The organism is Methanosarcina sp. 2.H.T.1A.6, from assembly GCF_000979455.1.
In the GTDB taxonomy this organism is placed as follows: Archaea; Halobacteriota; Methanosarcinia; order Methanosarcinales; family Methanosarcinaceae; genus Methanosarcina.
Genome location: NZ_JJOY01000006.1, coordinates 96,210 through 115,231 on the forward strand (window position 1 = coordinate 96,210; position 19,022 = coordinate 115,231).

General features: G+C 43.6%; 17 protein-coding genes and 2 pseudogenes. 9 read left to right on the plus strand and 10 right to left on the minus strand.

Annotated elements, in window-relative coordinates; translation table 11 throughout:
* Positions 1 to 27: 27 nt before the first annotated feature.
* The 3 genes and pseudogenes from EO98_RS02445 to EO98_RS02455 all read right to left on the minus strand — a co-directional run bounded on the left by EO98_RS02445 (position 28) and on the right by EO98_RS02455 (position 1,096).
* On the minus strand, positions 28 to 216 hold the full coding sequence (locus EO98_RS02445) for a CxxC-x17-CxxC domain-containing protein (RefSeq protein ID WP_048140677.1): 189 nt from the start codon (positions 214 to 216) through the stop codon (positions 28 to 30).
* A 240-nt stretch (positions 217 to 456) separates the two neighbouring features.
* Positions 457 to 840: pseudogene (locus EO98_RS02450) on the minus strand (DUF4277 domain-containing protein); the annotation flags it as partial.
* Positions 815 to 1,096: a hypothetical protein gene (locus EO98_RS02455; protein ID WP_082098439.1), complete on the minus strand. Its 282-nt coding sequence runs from the start codon at positions 1,094 to 1,096 to the stop codon at positions 815 to 817. The gene EO98_RS02455 and the pseudogene EO98_RS02450, both read right to left, overlap by 26 nt.
* On the opposite strand from EO98_RS02455, the pseudogene EO98_RS18125 reads away from it, so the two are divergent.
* From EO98_RS18125 to EO98_RS19045, 3 genes and pseudogenes are all read left to right on the plus strand, one after another.
* A pseudogene (locus EO98_RS18125) lies at positions 1,095 to 1,264 on the plus strand (ISH3 family transposase); the annotation flags it as partial. The gene EO98_RS02455 and the pseudogene EO98_RS18125 overlap by 2 nt on opposite strands.
* Before the next feature lie 187 nt (positions 1,265 to 1,451).
* Complete coding sequence (locus EO98_RS19500; protein WP_162198117.1) at positions 1,452 to 1,880, plus strand: transposase; 429 nt, start codon at positions 1,452 to 1,454, stop codon at positions 1,878 to 1,880.
* Positions 1,813 to 2,028 (plus strand): hypothetical protein, encoded by a 216-nt coding sequence (locus EO98_RS19045; RefSeq protein ID WP_369799015.1) that lies wholly within the window; start codon positions 1,813 to 1,815, stop codon positions 2,026 to 2,028. The genes EO98_RS19500 and EO98_RS19045 overlap by 68 nt, the downstream gene beginning before the upstream one ends.
* 50 nt (positions 2,029 to 2,078) lie before the next feature.
* Here the strand turns inward: EO98_RS19045 and EO98_RS02465 are convergent, their stop codons facing one another.
* The gene (locus EO98_RS02465) at positions 2,079 to 2,489 is read right to left on the minus strand and encodes a DUF3303 domain-containing protein (protein WP_048140669.1); all 411 of its coding nucleotides are present in this window, start codon (positions 2,487 to 2,489) and stop codon (positions 2,079 to 2,081) included.
* 307 nt (positions 2,490 to 2,796) lie between these two features.
* Here EO98_RS02465 and EO98_RS02470 point away from each other — a divergent pair, with 307 nt between their 5' ends.
* From EO98_RS02470 to EO98_RS02490, 4 genes are all read left to right on the plus strand, one after another.
* A complete protein-coding gene (locus EO98_RS02470; RefSeq protein WP_048140667.1) occupies positions 2,797 to 4,242 on the plus strand; it encodes a rhodanese-like domain-containing protein in 1,446 nt (481 codons plus the stop codon).
* A 467-nt stretch (positions 4,243 to 4,709) separates the two neighbouring features.
* Positions 4,710 to 5,117, plus strand: coding sequence for a DUF1699 family protein (locus EO98_RS02480; RefSeq protein ID WP_048134979.1), 408 nt, complete (start codon positions 4,710 to 4,712; stop codon positions 5,115 to 5,117).
* A gap of 513 nt (positions 5,118 to 5,630) precedes the next feature.
* Positions 5,631 to 6,428 carry a winged helix-turn-helix domain-containing protein gene (locus tag EO98_RS02485; RefSeq protein ID WP_048140663.1) on the plus strand — a complete coding sequence of 266 codons (798 nt, stop codon included), beginning with the start codon at positions 5,631 to 5,633 and terminating at the stop codon, positions 6,426 to 6,428.
* A gap of 201 nt (positions 6,429 to 6,629) precedes the next feature.
* Positions 6,630 to 7,055, plus strand: coding sequence for a hypothetical protein (locus tag EO98_RS02490; protein ID WP_048140661.1), 426 nt, complete (start codon positions 6,630 to 6,632; stop codon positions 7,053 to 7,055).
* A 55-nt stretch (positions 7,056 to 7,110) separates the two neighbouring features.
* Here the strand turns inward: EO98_RS02490 and EO98_RS02495 are convergent, their stop codons facing one another.
* Positions 7,111 to 7,560, minus strand: a complete 450-nt coding sequence (locus EO98_RS02495; protein WP_048140660.1) for a flavodoxin domain-containing protein — start codon at positions 7,558 to 7,560, stop codon at positions 7,111 to 7,113.
* A 239-nt stretch (positions 7,561 to 7,799) separates the two neighbouring features.
* Positions 7,800 to 9,566 carry a PAS domain-containing protein gene (locus EO98_RS02500; RefSeq protein ID WP_048140659.1) on the minus strand — a complete coding sequence of 589 codons (1,767 nt, stop codon included), beginning with the start codon at positions 9,564 to 9,566 and terminating at the stop codon, positions 7,800 to 7,802.
* Positions 9,567 to 10,987: 1,421 nt separating this feature from the next.
* Between EO98_RS02500 and ilvD the strand changes: the two genes are divergently transcribed.
* On the plus strand, positions 10,988 to 12,649 hold the full coding sequence (ilvD, locus tag EO98_RS02505) for a dihydroxy-acid dehydratase (RefSeq protein ID WP_048140657.1): 1,662 nt from the start codon (positions 10,988 to 10,990) through the stop codon (positions 12,647 to 12,649).
* A 583-nt stretch (positions 12,650 to 13,232) separates the two neighbouring features.
* Here the strand turns inward: ilvD and EO98_RS02510 are convergent.
* The 4 genes from EO98_RS02510 to mtxX all read right to left on the minus strand — a co-directional run bounded on the left by EO98_RS02510 (position 13,233) and on the right by mtxX (position 16,629).
* Positions 13,233 to 13,520, minus strand: coding sequence for a hypothetical protein (locus tag EO98_RS02510; protein WP_048134989.1), 288 nt, complete (start codon positions 13,518 to 13,520; stop codon positions 13,233 to 13,235).
* A 558-nt stretch (positions 13,521 to 14,078) separates the two neighbouring features.
* Entirely contained in the window at positions 14,079 to 15,011 is a 933-nt protein-coding gene (gene mtrH, locus EO98_RS02515) for a tetrahydromethanopterin S-methyltransferase subunit H (protein WP_048140694.1), read from the minus strand.
* A 170-nt stretch (positions 15,012 to 15,181) separates the two neighbouring features.
* The gene (locus tag EO98_RS02520; RefSeq protein ID WP_082098441.1) at positions 15,182 to 15,775 is read right to left on the minus strand and encodes a tetrahydromethanopterin S-methyltransferase subunit A; all 594 of its coding nucleotides are present in this window, start codon (positions 15,773 to 15,775) and stop codon (positions 15,182 to 15,184) included.
* A complete protein-coding gene (mtxX, locus tag EO98_RS02525; RefSeq protein WP_048140654.1) occupies positions 15,772 to 16,629 on the minus strand; it encodes a methanogenesis marker protein Mmp4/MtxX in 858 nt (285 codons plus the stop codon). Before mtxX ends, EO98_RS02520 begins: the two co-directional genes overlap by 4 nt.
* Before the next feature lie 402 nt (positions 16,630 to 17,031).
* Between mtxX and EO98_RS02530 the strand changes: the two genes are divergently transcribed.
* Complete coding sequence (locus EO98_RS02530; RefSeq protein WP_048140653.1) at positions 17,032 to 18,861, plus strand: replication factor C large subunit; 1,830 nt, start codon at positions 17,032 to 17,034, stop codon at positions 18,859 to 18,861.
* Positions 18,862 to 19,022 lie beyond the last annotated feature (161 nt).

Sequence of the window (19,022 nt, forward strand, 5' to 3'; positions counted from 1 at the left end):
TGTGATCCCAATATGAAATTTGGGCGCTTAATATCTGCGGTTTTCTCTGGGTGTCCTGTGGTTAGGAAGACAGTCCCTGCAGTAAACAGGTCTTTCTGGGTCAGGTTTGAAAGGCACTTCTGTCTCAGCTTTACAGTCTGAACAGGTTGTCTTGTGCATTTCTCTAGGAGCGCCGAAATTGTTACCACCGAAGTTATTTCTGTCATTAAAAGCCATTCTTGTTTCACCTTTGTTTTAGTTTTTGTTAATAGTTTAAAAATAAGATTGTATAGAGCTCTTTGTTTAAAAACAAAAATTGGTTTTTTAACAACAGATGAGTATACTTCTCTTTATTTTCAATACATCTACATCGCACTTCTAATATATAACTATATCTATTCAAATGATGACACACTCTCAACTAAAAGAACACTTTATATCCAGAGGTTGCAGAAGAGATTTCTGAAAACCGCCTAAACGGGGGTTAATAGGAATGTGTTTCATAGCTTGCAGAATTATATGGTTGAAGAGTTCGGTTGCTCCGTATTCATGGATTTTGTCCAAAGTTCTGCCAAAAACGTCATCATTAAGGTGTTCCGGGAGAACACCTTCTCCCAGTAACCTTTCAGTGGGTAAGTTTTCAAAAAAAGCAGGAAATAGGTAAAGACGACGTTCAGTAAATCCTAAACCGTTGATACACATTGCCTTAAGAACAGTAGAATAAGGGAGGGTATGACCACTTTTCTTGGGAAGGAGAGTGTCAATCAAATCTGAAATTCCAAGTTCGTCAAATACGCCAGCAATAAGGCCATAATGACCAAGGGAAGTTGTGGATTCAGAGCCGGGGGAGAGAGTCATCATGGCAAAATGCAGTAGTTCCGAATATCCTTAGTTCCAAACCCCATTTTTTACAAATGAAGGCATAATCAAAAAAGGTATTGAGGATCATGGAGTCGTTTGTTATGACATCGAGCCTATCCCAAAACCAACTTTTATTTCCAAACTCATAAGTATCAGAACCAATTTTCTGATCAGCAGCTCCAATAATTATTTCAAAATCGAGTTCAAATAAGTGATTTTTGAGTTTTGGGATCAGCTCATCAAAAAACGACTCCATGTCTGATATAGACACAGCCAGTTTACTGGCAGTGTCTTCTGAATTCCTTAGTATCGTTATATAATATCTTTACCCGATGAATCAAATTACAGCTATCAAGAGTTTCTTAATGTTTCACTTCATGCGGCAACATCTTCTACTGATTCTCTTGAATCTGCAAGTAATGATCCATTGGTCATCGGTAAAGGAATTTTCTTGCCCTAAAGCTATCGATTTTGCACCAGAAGCCTGCCTTAAGTTTTGGCATATTAACATGAAATCGACACCATGTTCCAGCTTACAATATGATCAAATATTTGAAAACTGTTGGGGAGTGGAGGCAATTTATCATGATTCCTCACTTAACCGAAGACGCATGAAAAATAGTGTAATTAATGGTGACGAAACTGGAATTAACGTTGGTGGTCAGAGGGAACAATGCCATTTAATCTCTACAAAAAAATATACCTACTATTTCCATCACGAGGGTAGAGGTTTTAAAGCAATGAATAAAATGGGAGTGTTGCCTAAGTATAGAGGAATAATAGTCCACGACTTTTGGAAATCTTATTTCAAATACAAATGTGAACATGCATTATGTAATGTCCATATTCAAAGGGAACTTAAACAAATATATGAAAAACACAAGCAAGAGTGGGCTAAGGAGATGTCTGATCTCCTATATGAAATTAAAGAACACGCTGATTGTGTTCCGGGGAAAAGGAATCGGAAAGGCAATGTTTCTGCACTGCGTAAAGCTTGCAAAAGAAAGGAACTGCGGGAGAATGGAGTGGACAGTGCTTGACTGGAACCCTGCAAGGAGTTCTACGAATACTTTGGGGCTGGGCCTGTTGACGGCTGGCACATTTACAGGATGGGTGCGGAAAAATTCGAAGATGCGCTTGAAAAATAAGCTTGAGAGAGTTGACTTACTCTCCTCTCCGCCCCTTTGATGCCCAGCTCTTGAAATATGACCCCCTTCCCTGATTACGCATCAGGGGGTTCAGGTCGTGTCTTCTTGCTGGATAAAAGAGTGGTGTTCCAGGCGGTAGATTCTCTTTTCAAGGTTCTCTATTTGCGTCCGGATTTCTTCTCCTGCGGCTCCTTCCCCCAGTGCCTCAACTTCAACCCCTTTCCCTCCAGATTTTTCAGCAAGTTCTTGGGCCAGCTGCATGTATTTTTCTGCCTTCATGACCGGGAAGGTCTCGAACCTGCAGAGCCCTATAAATGGAAGGTTTGCAGCCGCATAAGCTTTCTCGTCGTCAGCCTCATAAATCAGGAACATGCGGTAGCCTGTAAGGTCTATCCACTCGTCGATTACTTTCAAGCCCTTCGGGTATTCGTAGTTCATGTAGCAGTTCTTGACCTTTTCAGAGTCTTTCGGCTCCCAGGTTACGATATCCATCAATAACATTGTGCCTGACACCCCCTAGATTAAATATGGGTCCGAATCCTGTTCAATCTAACTTGAAGCGGATTCAAAAATATATTTAGCAAAGTTTAGTATTGTTTCTCTTCAAATGGGCATAAACTTTCAGGAAGAAATGTTCAGAAAAAAAGGTTCGGAAAAAGACCTGAAATTGGATCTCTCCTGAAAAATCACGTAATTATCTGGAGAATTCCACCTTCCTGATCTAAAAGATAATCTTTTATGATACGGAGGCAATCATATTTTACAGAATTTTCGGTACGTTGCCGACATGTCTATGGGGGAAAATTGTATGCAAATAACTCCATTTTTTGTGAGGGGCATAGCACACAGTTCATATATTCTTGCAGGGAAGCAAAGCTGTGCGGTCATTGACCCACAAAGGGATATGGATGTCTATATCAAAGAGGCAAAATCCAGGGGCCTGAAAATTACTCACATCCTGGAGACCCATCTGCACGCAGATTTTGTCTCCGGGCATATGGATCTTGCTGAGCTTACGGGAGCACCTATCTACGCCCCGAAAGCTGCTAACTGTGAGTTTGAACATGTAGGGCTCATTGAAGGGAATACTTTTGAAATCGAGGACACGATTGTAAGGATACTGGAAACGCCGGGGCATACCCCTGAACACATCTGCTATGTGGTTTCGGATACTTCCCGAGGTCCTGATCCGGCTGCTGTTTTTTGCGGAGATGCACTTTTAGTCGGGGATGTGGGCAGACCAGACCTTTTCCCCGGAAAAGCCAGGGAACTGGCTTCCATGCTTTATGACAGCCTGCACAAAAAATTGCTTTCCCTTCCCGACTCCTGTGAGGTCTATCCTGCACATGGGGAAGGCTCTCTCTGCGGAAGGGCTATGGGAGCTAAACGTTCGAGTACAATCGGATATGAACGCAAATACAACTATGCTCTCCGGATCCCTGATAGGGAAGGGTTCATAGAAAACCTTACAACAAATATGCCTCCCGCGCCGGACCATTTTAGCCGTTGCACCGAAATCAACCGGAAAGGGCCCACAAAACTCAAAGAAATTCCGCCTCTCAGGGAGATCCCCCCAGGGGAGTTTTTCAAATTTGCCGGAAGGGAGGATACAGCAATTCTTGACACCCGCCATTACGAAAGTTTCGGAGGAGAGCATGTCCCCGGTTCCTGGTGCATCGATCTCCGGAGCAACTTTGCTACCTACGCAGGCTGGCTCCTGCCTCCGGATAAGCAGATCCTGCTTGTCTCAGATAGTGAGGAAAATGCAAGGAAATCTGCGGTCTGGCTGCGCAGGGTTGGGCTTGACAATATTGTCGGTTTTTTGGCAGGGGAAATGTTTGCCTGGGTAACTGTCGGATTAAGGGCTGCCCATGTGCCACAGCTATCGATTCCTGAGCTCTATGAATGGGTCCGAAGTAAAAACCCTCCTGTAATTTTAGATGTCAGGGCTCCTTCCGAGTTTGAGAGTTTCCATATAGAACATGCAGTAAATATTCCGGTCCAGGAACTGAGGGAAAGGCACAGGGAACTTGACCCTGAAGCCGAGTATGCAGTAATTTGCAGCACAGGGCACAGGTCAGGTATGGGGTGCAGCATTCTCAAAAAACACGGATTTTCCGGGGTGAATAACGCTGCAGGCGGAATGACAGGATACAATGCTGCGGGTTTCGGGCCTGAGTGTCCGATGTGCGCTCTTTCCTGGGCTGGAAAAGCAGGCAGGAAAGAGGCAGAGGTCTTCCCGAAAGGAAAATGAATATATGAGCGTCATTTCCTTTATTAAGCCGCTCTTCTCAGTTCCTGTGGCCGTCTGCAGAAGAACTTCCATAGAATTCCCTGTCGCGTATCCTGTAATTTTTGAGGGCAGGGCATCTGTTGAACTGTATCGTAAGTTAAAGGGCAAGCTCCTGAAAATAGTAATTCATGGACTCCGGATTTTACCGGATGGTTTTAATTACTTAGTCCAATTGCATTTTTTTCTTGTTTTACCTCTTCAGGGAGGCTCGCCGGAAGGGCTGAAGATCTCTTGATTCCGAATACTTCAGTCCTGTTTTTATTTCCTTTCCGATATTTACCTGTCACTTTTATAATTAATACAAAGGGCTGAAAATAAACGAAACTTTCTAAAAATTAACGGGTGTGGTAGATAAATATTTATAATAAGTATAAGTAGTTTATAATGAGGTAAAAACAAAAAAGAACTTTATAGTGGGGGAAGACATAATGAAAATTAGAGTAGTTAGTTCCAGGGAAGAAATTTTTACACTTAACCCTAATGAGCGCGTTGTTCATCTTGCCTTCAGGCCTTCGAACAAGGACATCTTTGCACTGGTGGAAACCTGCCCGAAGATTGAAGTTATTCAGTTGCCTAAATCTTACAGACGCACGGTTTCAAAGTCCATAGAAATGTTCCTTGAGATGCAGAGAATCCAGCTTATCGAAGGAGATGTCTGGGGGCACAGGAAAGACATTAATGAATATTACAGTATCCCGTCCTCAGTGATTGAGAAGATAAGAGAACTGAAGATGGAGGGTACACCTGCTGAGAGAATCGAAGAAAAGGTTTCAAGGGAAAGCAAACTGAACCCTGAAATGATTGCTTATATCCTGACCAAGGAAGCCCCTGCCTGAAAATCTTATCGGGGCAGGATTTTCCTACAGGAGTTTCCTACAGGATTTTCGTATCCTCTTCAATGTAGATAAGGTAATGTTGAAATATTCAAAATATTTCAAGAATCCTTGTTTGCGATACAATCTCCAGTTTAAAACTTTAAGTTTAAGGACTCTGGAAGGTACCCTGACTTGAGATAATAGTGAACATCTATCTAGCGAAAGCTATCAGGTCAGGGGGACTCCGGGGAGACTCCATCAGTTTTTCCGGTAAATGTTTAATTTTCAAAAATCTTTTTTAGTAGTTTTTTATAGTTTTTCAGATCCAGTTTATACTTTTTGCTAATCAGAATCAAGTTTAAACTTTTTGCTAATGTTTAATCTGATTAATCCGGACTTATTAAAAGACTCTGCTTTTTCCCAGATAAGATGGGCAAGGGAAGGTAATAACTTATATATTTTAGGCGGCTGTAACCTTTTTAGTCTTATCTGTAATTTTTTTTAGTTATTATAACACTAATAGGAGACTGAAGGGTGAAACTGGAACTTATAGAGCTGATTTTTCTTTCCGATAAGCGAAAACAGTTATTGCTTTTTCTGAAAAGCGGGCCCAAAAATATGGATGAAATTACGGAAGCCTTTCAGGCAACTTCCACTTCTATCCTTCCCCAGATTAAAAAATTAAAAGATATGTCTCTGGTTGTTCAGGAGGACAAAACCTATATTCTTTCTCTGATAGGAAAGGTTCTCGTTGAAAAAATGCAGCCCCTTGTTAGCACTATAGAACTTTTTGAAGGTAACTTTGAGTACTGGTCGGAAAAGGACCTGCAGGGGACACCTTCTTCTTTTCGGAAGAGGCTGGGAGAACTTGGTAAATGTAAACTGATTCAGCCTGACCTGGACCGCATGTTCGAACTCGACCCGGAAGTTGTGAAAAATCTGTCTAAGTCCAGCCATGTTCTTGAAGCCATAGCCTACTTTCATCAGCCTATGATTTATCTCTGCCAGGAGCTTGCAAAAAAGGGAGTTGAATTCTCTTTTCTAATGCCGGAGTCTGTTCTTCAGCGGTATTATACTGACTATATGGAGGACTTCCGAATTATGATGTCTCTTGATAATGTGAAATTTTTCCGGTATTCGGGAGAACTGAAGATTGCAAATCTTGCCGTTAGTGATAAGTTTTTCCTGATATCTCTTTTCCCGAAGAATCAGAGGCACTTTGAAAGAGAGAGCCTTATATGCTACGAACCCTCTTCCAGGCACCTGGGTACCGAACTTTTCAACGAGCTACTGCTGGATTCGACCCCTGTTACCGAAATTCCCCAGGAATAATTAAAACTCGGGTCATAAAAAGATACTGTACAGGACTACTTATACAAATACCTCTACTACTTATACAAATACCTCTACTACTTATACAAATACCTTCTACCGAAAAACTCGGCATAGAAATATTGCAAATCCTTTCATACAGGAGGTAGTATCATAATAGGTTTTTACGAACAGAGGGCAGCCTACGGTAAACAAATAAGATTGCTTAATTTTGCAGGTCTGCTGCTTATCCTGACATTTTACATTTTATCTCTCACAGGGCTTTTTGGTTTTGGTACTGATCCTGAGGAGAAGTACGCTCTGCCTCTTATCCTTCTCATTTACCTTGCTGCAATGTGGGGCTTTTTTGGCATGAGATTCCTGATAACTTCCGACAGCGTGGTTGCAGTTTTTCCACCATTCAGGTACAACATTCCCTTTTCAGATATCAGCTCTGTGGAGATCATGGACAAATTCCCGTGGTATATGGGGTGGGGAGTCAGAATACAGGGGCGCAGGCTAATTTTTGCGGGAAAACACGCAAAAGCCGTAGCAATCAGAAAAGATAAGGGTTTTTTCAGGACTGTTGTACTGGTTTCTGAAAGCCCTGATGAATTCAGGAAACGAGTGGAAATGGCCATGAAATAATTCAGGCCACTCTTTTTTTAACAGTCCAGGCTGGTTTACTTTATTGCTGCTTTTGTTACTCTGCCTTTTTGCTTTTATGCTTCAGTTTTTCTGCAATGTCAATTCCGAGCCGTTTGCATTCCTGCAGGTCCTTGTCCGTGGGCTTATGAAGGATCCGGAGTACGGGGTCCACAACACTCATTCCCATTTCCCGCATTTTTTCGGCTATCAATATGGGTGCTTCTCCACTCCACCCGTAAGACCCGAAAGCAGCCCCTATCTTGCCATGTGGGCTTGTGGAAACAAGGGTCTCATCCATGAACTTTTCCATGGGCAGCAGCATTTTGTAGTAAAACGTCGAAGAGCCAACTGCAATTGCTTCTGCTTCATCGAGTTCTTCGGGCTTTACATCATAGAAACTGACAACCTTTACATCCACATTCTTTGACTCAATCCCGTTCCCTATTGCCTCGGCCATAGCTTTTGTATTCCCTGAGGTACTGAGATAGACTACTATTGCTTTCAACCTGTATCCCCCTAGCGATCTAATAAAGTCTAATAAAGTCTAATTAAGTCTGATAAAGTCTGATAATGCAAACACCGGAAAAATGAGAGCAAAAACCGGTAGTTGCGTATCTGAAGCTCAGAGCTTGAAGGCGTAACCCTGGGGCTTTCCTCGCTCCCCAATCCAGCATTATTTATAAAAATTATTTTAAATAAGGGTTTCGTCGTCCGGATATAGTTCGAGCTTCAGATTGGTTGCCTTTATAAAAGGTCTGCCTCTATGCGGATAGGGGCTATATGGGTAACTACCTGGAGGGCAACGCTCTCAAGGAAATCGCGGATGTTCTGGGGAATACTGTCCACAGTGTGGGAAGCAAAGTTCAGGCTGCCTATTATCTCTCCCCTGTGCATCATAGGGATTACTGCAACTGCAGTGATCTTTTCTTTATTTAGCAGATCTGCCATCTCTTCAGCAAAAAAGTCCAGTTTGTAAATAGGTTTCTCGGTCCAGACCTGCTTTGCTTCCGGGGAGTCTGCCCTGTATGCAGAAACACTTTTCACAAATTCGGAGGAGAGCCCTCTGTGCGCTACCAGGTTAATCTGGTCCAGAAGCTCGTCTTTCAGGTATATGCCTCCGGCATCTATCTCTTTTATTTTCAGGCAGGCATCAAGGATACGGGAAAGCATGGTCTGGAGATTCCAGGTGGTACTCAGGGACATCCCGAGTTCTCGCTGAATCTCGAGCATTTCCTGTGCTTCTTTTCTTTCGGTAACATCAACAATTATTCCTTGAAAGTAAACCGGGATACCTTCCTTATTTCGCTTGATATACGTTCTCTCTTCAACCCAGCGAATATTGCCATCTGCGGTGAAAATTCTATACTCCATCTCAAAAGAGTCACACCCTTCTCGAATTGAGTGTGCAAGGTTTTCAGAGACCGAATTGATGTCCTCTTTATGAATTATGTCTCCATAAAGGATTCTACCCGAAGTGAAGTCTTCTACAGTATATCCAAACTGCGTTACATTTTCTGAAACGAACTCTACAGGCCAGTTTTCCACAGTTTTCCACAGGAAAGCTACTGCTGAGCTTTTGTTGATTATCGTTTTCAGCAATTTCTGCATTTCGAGAGATTTTCTCAGGGCTTCTTCAATTTTTTTCCGGGGGGTTATGTCCAGCACTATCCCCTGAAAACCGGTTACGTTTCCATCTCCTTCTCTCTGGATAAAAGTCCTTTCGTTTACCCAGCGCAGGTCTCCGGCTTTTGTAAAAATCCTGTATTCTGAATTAAAGCTTACTTCCCCTTTCTGGACGTGTCTTTCGAGTTCTTCTTCAACCTTTTTCAGGTCATCGGGATGTATTATCTTTCCGTACAGGATTTTCTGTGATAGAAAATCGTCAACTGTATATCCAAATTGTATCACATTCTCCGAGACAAAAGCTGCAGGCCAGTAGTCTTCATCCCTCCACAGAAATACCACTGCCGGGCTGTTGTTGATTATTGTTTTCAACAGTTTCTGAATCTTAAGGACTCTTTCCAGTTTTTCTTCACTTTTCTTCCGCTCGGTGATGTCGAGAACCACTCCCTGAAAGTGGGTTACCTCTCCTTCCGGGTTTCTCTGGATGAAGGTCCTTTCGTTTACCCAGCGCAGGTCTCCGGCTTTTGTAATAATCCTGTATTCCATATTGAAATCCGGAGCTCCACTCCGTATTCTTTTTTCAAGCTCCTCTTCAACTTTTCCAAGGTCATCAGGGTGTATAATATCCCCGTACAGTACCCTGCCCGAGATAAAATCCTCTACCGTATATCCAAAGTTCCCCACATTTTCGGAAACAAATTCCGCAGGCCACTTTTCTTCGTTTTTCCAGAGAAATACCACTGCCGGGCTGTTATTGATTATAGTTTTCAGGGCTTCTTCTCTTTCCAGAGCTGCATGAAGAGCTTTTCCCCTTTCGCCATTTGCAGCATCTGCTACATGGGGATAAGTATCTGGTTCTTCTCTGTTTTCAGAAGTCTCGCTGTCCATTATCTTCTAACCGCCTTCACAGGGATGTTTTCAATAGCTTCTTCCGGGATAATGCGTTGGAAACTGTTGGTATGCCTGATCGCAAATTCTTCTGCATTCTAATTTACCGATCTGTTTTACCGATCTGTTGATTAGCCGTTGACAAGTTTGCCTGTAATTTTCTGTCCGCTTTCTATTATATAATTGTGTTTTTATCGAATATCAGTTTTTTTGATCCCGGAATCTCTTTTTCCAGTTTAGCTGCACTCTGTAAAGTTGAAAACTATTTATTCATAAATCTCCGGGCTCTCTCAAAACTGTCTCTGCCATACATATTCGTTTTTGAAAAACGATGGAAATCTATATATATTATTTTAACGGTAATAAGATTCCGTATTCCGCGTTTGTACTAATGACCGGCTGGAGAAAACTGTGAACCCGCATGATCTTTCATGAACCCTTCACGAACCCCTACAGAAGAATAGTAGAACCGACCAAACATAAAGCTAAAACGGGTTTCAGGAAACCACGCACAGTACAGTAAAGACCCACGAATACGGAATACCTAAAATGGCAAAACTAAATGGCTAAAATCAAAAATGGCTAAAATCTAAAAAAGGCTAGAGTGGCAAAATAGTCCAAAAAACATAAAACCTCCATAAAAGGATCTGCGGTACGGTTTTGAGGGAAGCCTTACTGCGATTCCTTTGTTTCTCAAACTCTTTTGTCCGATCAGCTTACTTATTTCTGTTCTTCTTATTCCTATCTCTTTACTTTGGCTCTTTTACTTCAGGTCTGCTTACCCTGTGCCGAAATAAAACTCTGAATTTTTAACGAAAAGAAAAAGGAAGGGGGAAGGGAAAAAGGAAGGGGGAAGGGAAAAAGGAAACAGAAAGGAAAAAGGATGTATAAGTGAGAAAAAGAATTAGTGAGAAAAAGAATTAGTGAGAAAAATAATCTGGTGAACGGGTGCGACCCTGTTGTAGTTAAATTTTTTGTGGTGTGTTGCTTGGATGTGATCTTGTAGATATAGTCCAGGGCAGGTCCGTTCACTATGCTAAACTCAAAATCTCTGACTGGTTATATAAATATTTGGATACTATTATATTAAATTGCCTTTTTGTGATATTATTTATCGGTTTTAATGGTTCAAAGGGAGGGTTTTGTCCCGATTTAATCCTTCTATTGCCAGAAGGCAGTTGTCATTCTTTCCATAAACCATTCCTGCCTATTTTTTTGATAGATCTTTTTTCACTGCTGTTTTCTGTACTTTTATTACCAACCTTTCTATAAGTTTTTGTAGATTTTCAGCATTTTTCTATATGGCTTTTTTACAGTTTTTTCGTCCCCAACCTGTTTATACTATGAAGTTTTTTCCTATCTATACATTATAACAAATTACACTGATCGTTTTCAATATCAAGATCATAAGGAGACTTGCAATGAGAAGCGCCATTATCAAAGAGGGGCCTGAACGTGCCGCCAACCGTTCCCTCCTTAAAGCAACGGGGGTTACGGATTCTGAAATGAAGAAGCCGTTCATCGCAGTTGTCAATTCCTGGAATGACATAATCCCTGGCCACATTCACCTGAATAAACTTGCTGAGGCTGTAAAAGCCGGAATCAGGAACGCTGGGGGAGTTCCTTTTGAGTTCCATACCATAGGGGTCTGCGATGGGATTGCAATGGGGCATGAGGGTATGAAATATTCCCTCCCGAGCAGAGAGGTTATAGAGGACACGATCGAGCTGATGGTCAGAGCCCACCAGTTTGACGGTATGGTCCTAATCCCTACCTGTGATAAGATCGTGCCAGGACACCTTATGGCAGCAGGCAGGCTTGATATCCCTGCCATTGTTGTGACAGGGGGGCCAATGCTTCCGGGATACGTGGACGATAAATACACTGATCTGATCTCAGTCTTTGAAGGGGTCGGAGCCTACCGGGCAGGCAAAATTTCCGAAGCCGAACTTAAAAGGCTTGAAGATCTTTCCTGTGCAGGGGCAGGGTCCTGTGCCGGAATGTTTACCGCAAACACAATGGCGTGCATGACTGAAGCCCTCGGGCTGAGCCTTCCTGGCTGCGCAACTGCCCATGCAGTGGATGCAAAAAAGACGCGCATTGCCAAGGAATCCGGAGAGCGCATTGTAGAGCTTGTAAAAGAGAACATCACCCCAAGAAAGATTGTTACTCAAAGGTCCTTTGAGAACGCCATAATGGTTGATATGGCAGTCGGAGGAAGCACAAATACTACCCTGCACCTTCCTGCCCTTGCCCATGAGTTCGGGCTTGAGCTGCCCCTTGAGGCCTTCGACGAATTGAGCAGGACAACCCCCCATCTGATTTCCCTCAGACCCGGCGGCCCGAATTTCATGCTGCACTTTGACAGGGCAGGCGGGGTCGAGGCAGTCATGCAGAGGCTTGCTTCAAAACTCCACCTTGACCAGCTTACAGTTAACGGTAAAACTATCGGGGAAAACCTGAATGAGCTTGACATAGTTAACCCGAAGCTGAATAAGGAGATCATTACAACCCTTGAGAATCCAGTCCATGCCGAAGGAGGAATTGCAGTTCTCAAAGGCAGCCTTGCCCCTGATGGCTCGGTTGTAAAGCAAACCGCAGTTGACCCCAGGATGCGTGTCCATACAGGCCCTGCAAGAGTGTATGATTGTGAAGAAGACGCCATGCAGAGCATTCTTGCAGGAGATGTGAAGCCCGGAGACATTATCGTTATCCGTTATGAAGGCCCCAAAGGAGGACCCGGAATGCGCGAAATGCTTGCAGCCACAGCCGCAATCGGAGGTATGGGCCTGCTCGAGTCCGTGGCTCTGATCACTGACGGGCGTTTCTCCGGAGGGACTCGCGGGCCATGTATAGGGCACGTCTCTCCTGAAGCCAGTGAAGGGGGACCAATAGGTCTCGTAAAAGAGGGGGACCTTATAGAAATCAACATTCCTGAAAGGGTCCTGAACCTGAAAGTCTCTGAAGAAGAGCTCCAGAAGCGGAAAGCTGCCTTTGTGCCCCCGAAAAAGGAAGTTACAGGTTACCTTGCCAGGTACCAGCGGTCCGTCCATTCCGCAAACACTGGCGGGATAGTGGACTGAAACCGTTTAATACTCTATTTTCAAGGAGGTCTTTTCCTCCTTTTTTTCTTTGTTTGGATTCAGGTATTTTCTTTCAGGATTTCATTGTTTTTCCTATCTTTGAACTGCACCTGCTGGAAGAGCATCCTTAGAAGTTTCCAGATACAGCCCTCCGGGAAACGTTTATAGTGCCCAAAAACGATCTTTTATGCAGCCTTAATTACTCAAAACCATTTATTCAAAACCATTCATTCAAATCCATTTATTCAAAACCATTTATTCAAAACTATTTTTTTATTGAGAAATTCAGGAGGCTGAAATTCTGGAAGTAGAGGGGTTATGTTCAATCTGCGGGCGCCCGGCTAAACTTCATACCTGCCATTTATGCGGAAAACTTGTATGCGACCAGTGCATGGACCGTAGAAAAGGTGTCTGTGTCAGGTGTGCGGGTGGGAGGGAAGGTTCTGCACCAGATTCAGGAGACACCGGGTTATTTAAGTAAATCAATCAAAAGTAAATAAGTCTAAAAAATAGATTTTCGAAAGGAGTAGCCAGAAATCTTGACGTTTTTCCGGCTTACAAGCTTACTCATATTAGCTTACGCTTACCAGCCGTGGATTTCTCCTTCAGGTTCATCCTCATCAAGGTAAAAACGAAACTCTTTTTTTTCGGTATCTTCCACGAACACGAACTTCTCTTCAACCCCCACTTTAGCAAAAGAAAGGGCGTCGTCCCCATCTCTTACAGCCGGCAGGATGTCTACATCTACATGGTCATAGATCTCGCTCTCCGGCAGAAATGCTGTGATGATAAACCAGTCAATGTCCCCTGCATAATCCTTACTTACATAGCGGCTCTGATCAGGTGGAATTTTGGTAGCTTTCTGGTGCATCTGGGCTCCGTCAGCCCTGTAAGCTACAAAACGGACGGTATGTCTTGTTTTATTTTTGATTATAGCCAGTATCTCACTCCCCTATCTTTTAAATTTTTTAAAATAATCCCATTTCAAGGAAATTTATATTATGGATTAAATTCTGCCGAGTAAATACTTTTGGAAGCAGAGTTTCTGAAAAGTGTTTTGTTGCTTAAAAGTGGATGCTGTTTTCACCTGTTAATAAATTACTAATGACATGGATGTTAATTGCAAGTTAAAGTCTACTAAAGCCATGGATGTTAACTTTGAATGGAAATCTTCTGGATAAAAGCTGGAAATGAAACCCGAAAATGAAACATGAAAATGGGGGTCTGAAAACAGGAGTCTGAAAATGAGGGTCTGAAAACAGGAATCTGATAATAAGGGTTGAAGTGGATTAATAAGGGTTAAAATAGGGCTGGAAGCAAGAAGCTCTACGAATCAAATTTTTAAAAGGCAACCCGAAGGCTGCCATAATTTCGCTTAAACTGGTGGTTTCTTAAATAGTAAAAGGCGAAACCTGCAGTTTTGAAGAAATCAGACCAGCAGGTTAATCGGGTGCCTGGCTGCAGGTTCGATATCAAGGTCAGCTACTGACTCTGCAATCATTATGTCGCTCATGGCAGCCATGGGAAAAACGTATGGGGCATATTCTATGGGGCCGTAGAGAATAAAATCCCCCCCTGCCGCCTGTTGCAGGCAGGTTGAGCCTATATCGCAGATTTTATACAGGACCGGGTCTTTTTCTTTCTGCCGGGTCAGCCAGTTCCAGGCTGAGGGAGCGTTATGAATTCCAGAGCCTGTAGGATGCCCCCATTTTGCTTTTGCGGTAATGGTCATTCTGAGAGCTATTCCGGCTCCGTTTCCCATAGGGGTGATGCTCGGATCGATAAGCTTGTTAACTATTCCACACCTGTCTGCAATTGAGAGAAGGCCCTCTTCTAACAGGCCTGCACCTGTTTCGAGCATTTCCATCCTGCCCTGGAGGGAGGAGTCCATTGCATTAAAACCCAGGATAATAGAACTGTCAATATCGGACTGCGCAAGAGCCTCTATTTCAGAAGCATTTATGCTCATGTTTATGGAGTTATAGACTGCTCTATCTGCAAGCCCTATTTCACTCACATACTGTGCTGCATGTGCACGTACGGTCCCTTCGGGGGAATCGATGAGAAAAGGAGAATCCGAGATCTCTGCAATAAAATCAATATAGCGCGTGATGCTTTCGTTGGTAGTGCCAAAGATATGGACTATATGGGGATTTCCGGTAGTATCCGAACCCGACTCCTGCAGGTTTACAAGTTTTTCGGCAGCGGCCCTATCAAAAAGTCCTTTTGCCGCGTCTTCTACGATTTCGTGTTTATTATAAAAAATAGTCCCTGCAAGTACGGTAGGTAGTTCTCCAGGCTGTCCGCCTACCTTTACCCCTGCAATGTTAACAATTTCCTGTTCTTTCTGGAACTTAAACATCTTTACGCCCTCAAAATCCACATTTTTCAAAATACACTTATTTCTTATGATTAATTCACTTACTTCTTATGATTTCAGGATTCGAATTGAATCTCTTAATTATGAAACATCCATATAAAACATACTGATTCTAAATATATATTCAAATCAATATATCTCGGATTGAAGGATCAGAGATTTTCTGCCAGGCAGATAATTCCTGCCATTGAATCCATTACGAATTCTCCTGAGATTATTACATCTCCTGAAGTGGGAACTGCAAAAGAGGACTGCCTCTTTTTCGGGGCACAGACAACCATGGGTTCTTCAGGGTATGCTTCTCCCCTATCCTTATAATCTTCAACGAGCTTCCGGATCTCTTCTGTGTCGTTCAACCCAATTCTGTCCAGGAGTGTAACCTGCTGCTGGAAGCGTTCGACTGCGTCTCTGGAGATATTTTCTATAAAGGGAATTGCACCCTGCGAACCTATGATCCTGCCTTTTTCGTCAATCCCATTTGCGTGGATTGCAAGCAGGGAGTGGCCTGCCAGATGTCCCCTTGACTCGGTCCCGCAGATCAGGACATACCGGATATTGGAATTTGAAATTACATTTACAATTATTTTTTCTACGCCCAGGTTTTCGGTCTTTGAACTCCCCCAGATGGCAGCATCAGGGCAGGCATCAAAGTGGCTTGCAAGGGTTACGACTGCGATCCTGGAATCCGGTTTTCCTGTGACGTAGTCCCCTTTTAAAGGGGGCCAGCTATCTGCAATGGTCTTCAGTGAATCACCTTTTTTCTTTCCTTGTGAAGGTAGGATAGTGCACTTGCAAGCATGATAGCTTTTGTGAAATGCCCGCCTACTCTTGATGTGTCTACAAACACATAATCGTCCATTAATACCGGAGCTCCGAGTCCGTCACCTCCGCCAAGGAAGGCAATGGTCCGGAAAATAAGGTTGCCGGATATCCCGTCAGGGGCAACAATGAAGTTCGATTCTTTTATGGCGTCTTCAATAAGAATGGTATAGTGCCTGGTATCAATTCCGAGCTCCAGAGCTCGTCCTGTTACAAATTCCCCATCTGCGAGGGTTCTGTCCACGCGCCTGTCTCTTCCTATATCCCCTATCCTGCCTCCGGAAAGCACTCCGACTACAGGCTCGACTCCTAACCTCCTTATATACTCTGCACCAAGGGTAATCATACGGAGCTTATCTGCGATCGTGTTTCCTTCATCGATTCCAACAGGAGCGAGGAAGAAAGGTGTGCCGTCCGCTGTCAGAAGGAGGGCAAGTCTGCAAACCCTTTTCATGCCAAGGGCTTCTTTCAGGTTTGAGATAGTTCCTGATGCCTTTGCAGTGCCTCTTATAGCTGCATCCACCTTTCTTGAAACCAGGAGTTCCGAAAGGACTTTTTCGGGGTCGTCGGTATCCACAACCTCAAGTTCTGTCCCGATCTCGTCAATTTCTTTTTTGTTCCCTACAAGGACAACCTGTGCATATCCCAGTTCCTGGGCTTTCCAGGCACTCTCAAGAGTTTTGGGATTCGGTTCCCTTATTCCCATAGCTACCCTTGCCCTGTTCGTCCGGGCTCTTGCTTCGATAGCTTCAAGGAGGGCGTACATGCCGTTCTTTTCCATATCCATCCAGACTTTTATGTAAGATTTGAAGTAGTTCAAAGAAAAACAAACACACACATTAATTAATTTTGCCCTACCCGCCCGAGTTGCGCCATCCGAATTGCGCCTCGGGATCTCAGGAAATCGGAGATTTTCTGGGAGTTGCACTGCAAGTGCAACAGTACGCGGTCCTTTTCGCTGCGCTCAAGAGGACTACTTGATGGGTTTTAGCTGAGCTTCGCTCAAGCAAACTAACTTATGGGCAATTAACGTTGTTTAGATAGGGGGACTGATTTATGAGTGATGTTTTATTCTAAAAAGGGGTGCTGGGAAAAATTGTAGGAGTACAGGCGGGGAACTCATTAAAAAAATTAAAACATATAAAGTTAATAATGAGTTCCTTTTTTATTGGTATGGTTTAAGATGATGTCGGCGATCGAATGGGCTGAAAAATACCGACCCCGGACCCTTGAAGATGTCGTGGGGAACAAGAAGGCAGTGCAGGATTTCAGGGCATGGGCTGAGGAATGGCAATCCGGGACCCCTGAGAGAAGGGCAGTTATTCTCTATGGACCTGCAGGGATAGGGAAGACTTCAAGTGCTCATGCACTTGCTAGGAACATGGACTGGGAGGTTATTGAACTCAATGCAAGCGACCAGAGGACTGCAGGTGTTATTGAGAAGGTTGCTGGCTCTGCAGCGTCAATGAATACCTTTTTTGGTGGAAAGCGTCTTATTATCCTTGATGAGGCGGACAATATACATGGGACTTCGGACAGGGGCGGAATGAGGGCTATTGCCGGGATCATAAAGGCCACACTCCAGCCGATCGTGCTTATTGCAAATGACATTTACGGGCTAACACCCACAATCAGGAACCTGTGCCTGGAAATTAAGTTCGGGTCCGTGCAGAGCCGTTCAATGGTCCCTGCTTTGAAGAAGGTTTGTGAGGCTGAGGGAATTTATTGCAGCCAGGAAGCTGTCCTGCAGATTGCAGAAAATGCGGGTGGAGATTTCAGGAGTGCCATGAATGATCTCCAGGCTGCAGCGAGCGGGAAAGAAGCGCTCGAAGTTGAGGATATCGGTACTGCAGGCAGGGATGTCAAGGAGAACATCTTTAAGGCGATGCAGAAGATCTTTAAAAGCACTGACTGTAAAAGGGCTCTTGAATCTGCACGCGGGCTTGATGAAAGCCCTGAAGATCTCGTGCACTGGATCGATGAAAACCTGCCTATCCAGTATGCCCGCAAGGACGGTGACCTTGAAGATATAAGGACGGGTTTTGAATATATTTCAAAGGCTGACCTTTATCTGGGGCGTGTAAAAAAGCGCCAGAATTACAGGATGTGGAGGTATGCCAGCATGCTTATGGTCTGCGGAGCTGCCCTTTCAAAGACAAGACCGTATCCCGGCTTTATCAAATACCAGCAGCCATCACTCTGGAGAAGGCTCGGGCAGACGCGTTCGAAGCGGGACATGCGGGACAATATCGCTTCAAAAATCGGGGAGCACAGCTTTGAATCAATGCATTATTCGAGGAACAACCTTCTCGGGTTTTATTCGCGAATGCTGAAAGATGAGGAATCTGCAGTTGAAGTTACTGCAAATCTCGAGCTTGAGCTTGAAGAGTTGATGTACCTCTCAGGAAGCGCAAAGGCAAGTAAAAAGCTGCAGAAAATTTACGACGATGCACAGAAACTTCTCGATGAAAGAAGAAATAAAACCGGAAAGCCGGAATTTTTTAAGGTCTCTGCCCCTGCACTAGACAATAAGCAGAGAACCCTCAGCTGCCCTGTAATAATTCCGGAGGAAGAAAAGGAGATTCAAAAGGAGACTCAAAAGGAGACTCAAAAGGAGGTTCCCGCCTGCAAATCTGAAGCTTCTGATTCTCATCCTTCGGAAGACAAGCAGAAAACCCTTATCATGGGATTTGACACACAGCCAGAGATTCCCGAAAAAAAAGAGACTTCAGGAAAGATACTGTCTGATTGGCCGGAACCTGTAGAAAATAATTTATTCTCTTTTTCCGCTCCTCTGCCTGAAAATAAATCCCTTTCTGAATCTGTAGAGAAGGAAGCTTCCTCTATACCTTCAAAAAAGAAAGTTACGACTAACAGCGACCTATCAAAACAAAGGATATCTGACCAAAGGATATCTGACGAAATTTCGTCCTCCACAGGCACTCAGGATAATACGGGAGAGGTTTTGAAAAAAGCTGAGCCTAAAACCCAGAAAACACTTTTCGACTTTTAAATTTTTGTAGAGCGTGAATCGTTCATTTTGTTCCATTCTGGATTTCCCAATCCAGAAAAGTTCTTTTTTATTTCCCCTAAATATTTTTTAAATTTTCAGGTCTTCTGACAGTCGGTTTATGTATGCCGAATTTTCGTACTTCCCACTTTCCGCAGATGTCT

Bases quoted from the DNA above. Each gene is read 5' to 3' on its own strand.
- EO98_RS02530 (WP_048140653.1), top strand. From the start codon at position 17,032: ATGATGTCGGCGATCGAATGGGCTGAAAAATACCGACCCCGGACCCTT.
- EO98_RS02480 (WP_048134979.1), top strand. From the start codon at position 4,710: ATGAAAATTAGAGTAGTTAGTTCCAGGGAAGAAATTTTTACACTTAAC.
- EO98_RS02445 (WP_048140677.1), bottom strand. From the start codon at position 216: ATGGCTTTTAATGACAGAAATAACTTCGGTGGTAACAATTTCGGCGCT.
- EO98_RS02455 (WP_082098439.1), bottom strand. From the start codon at position 1,096: ATGGAGTCGTTTTTTGATGAGCTGATCCCAAAACTCAAAAATCACTTA.
- EO98_RS19500 (WP_162198117.1), top strand. From the start codon at position 1,452: ATGAAAAATAGTGTAATTAATGGTGACGAAACTGGAATTAACGTTGGT.
- EO98_RS02470 (WP_048140667.1), top strand. From the start codon at position 2,797: ATGCAAATAACTCCATTTTTTGTGAGGGGCATAGCACACAGTTCATAT.
- mtrH (WP_048140694.1), bottom strand. From the start codon at position 15,011: ATGTTTAAGTTCCAGAAAGAACAGGAAATTGTTAACATTGCAGGGGTA.
- ilvD (WP_048140657.1), top strand. From the start codon at position 10,988: ATGAGAAGCGCCATTATCAAAGAGGGGCCTGAACGTGCCGCCAACCGT.
- EO98_RS02510 (WP_048134989.1), bottom strand. From the start codon at position 13,520: ATGCACCAGAAAGCTACCAAAATTCCACCTGATCAGAGCCGCTATGTA.
- EO98_RS02465 (WP_048140669.1), bottom strand. From the start codon at position 2,489: ATGTTATTGATGGATATCGTAACCTGGGAGCCGAAAGACTCTGAAAAG.
- EO98_RS02500 (WP_048140659.1), bottom strand. From the start codon at position 9,566: ATGGACAGCGAGACTTCTGAAAACAGAGAAGAACCAGATACTTATCCC.
- mtxX (WP_048140654.1), bottom strand. From the start codon at position 16,629: ATGGAAAAGAACGGCATGTACGCCCTCCTTGAAGCTATCGAAGCAAGA.
- EO98_RS19045 (WP_369799015.1), top strand. From the start codon at position 1,813: ATGTTTCTGCACTGCGTAAAGCTTGCAAAAGAAAGGAACTGCGGGAGA.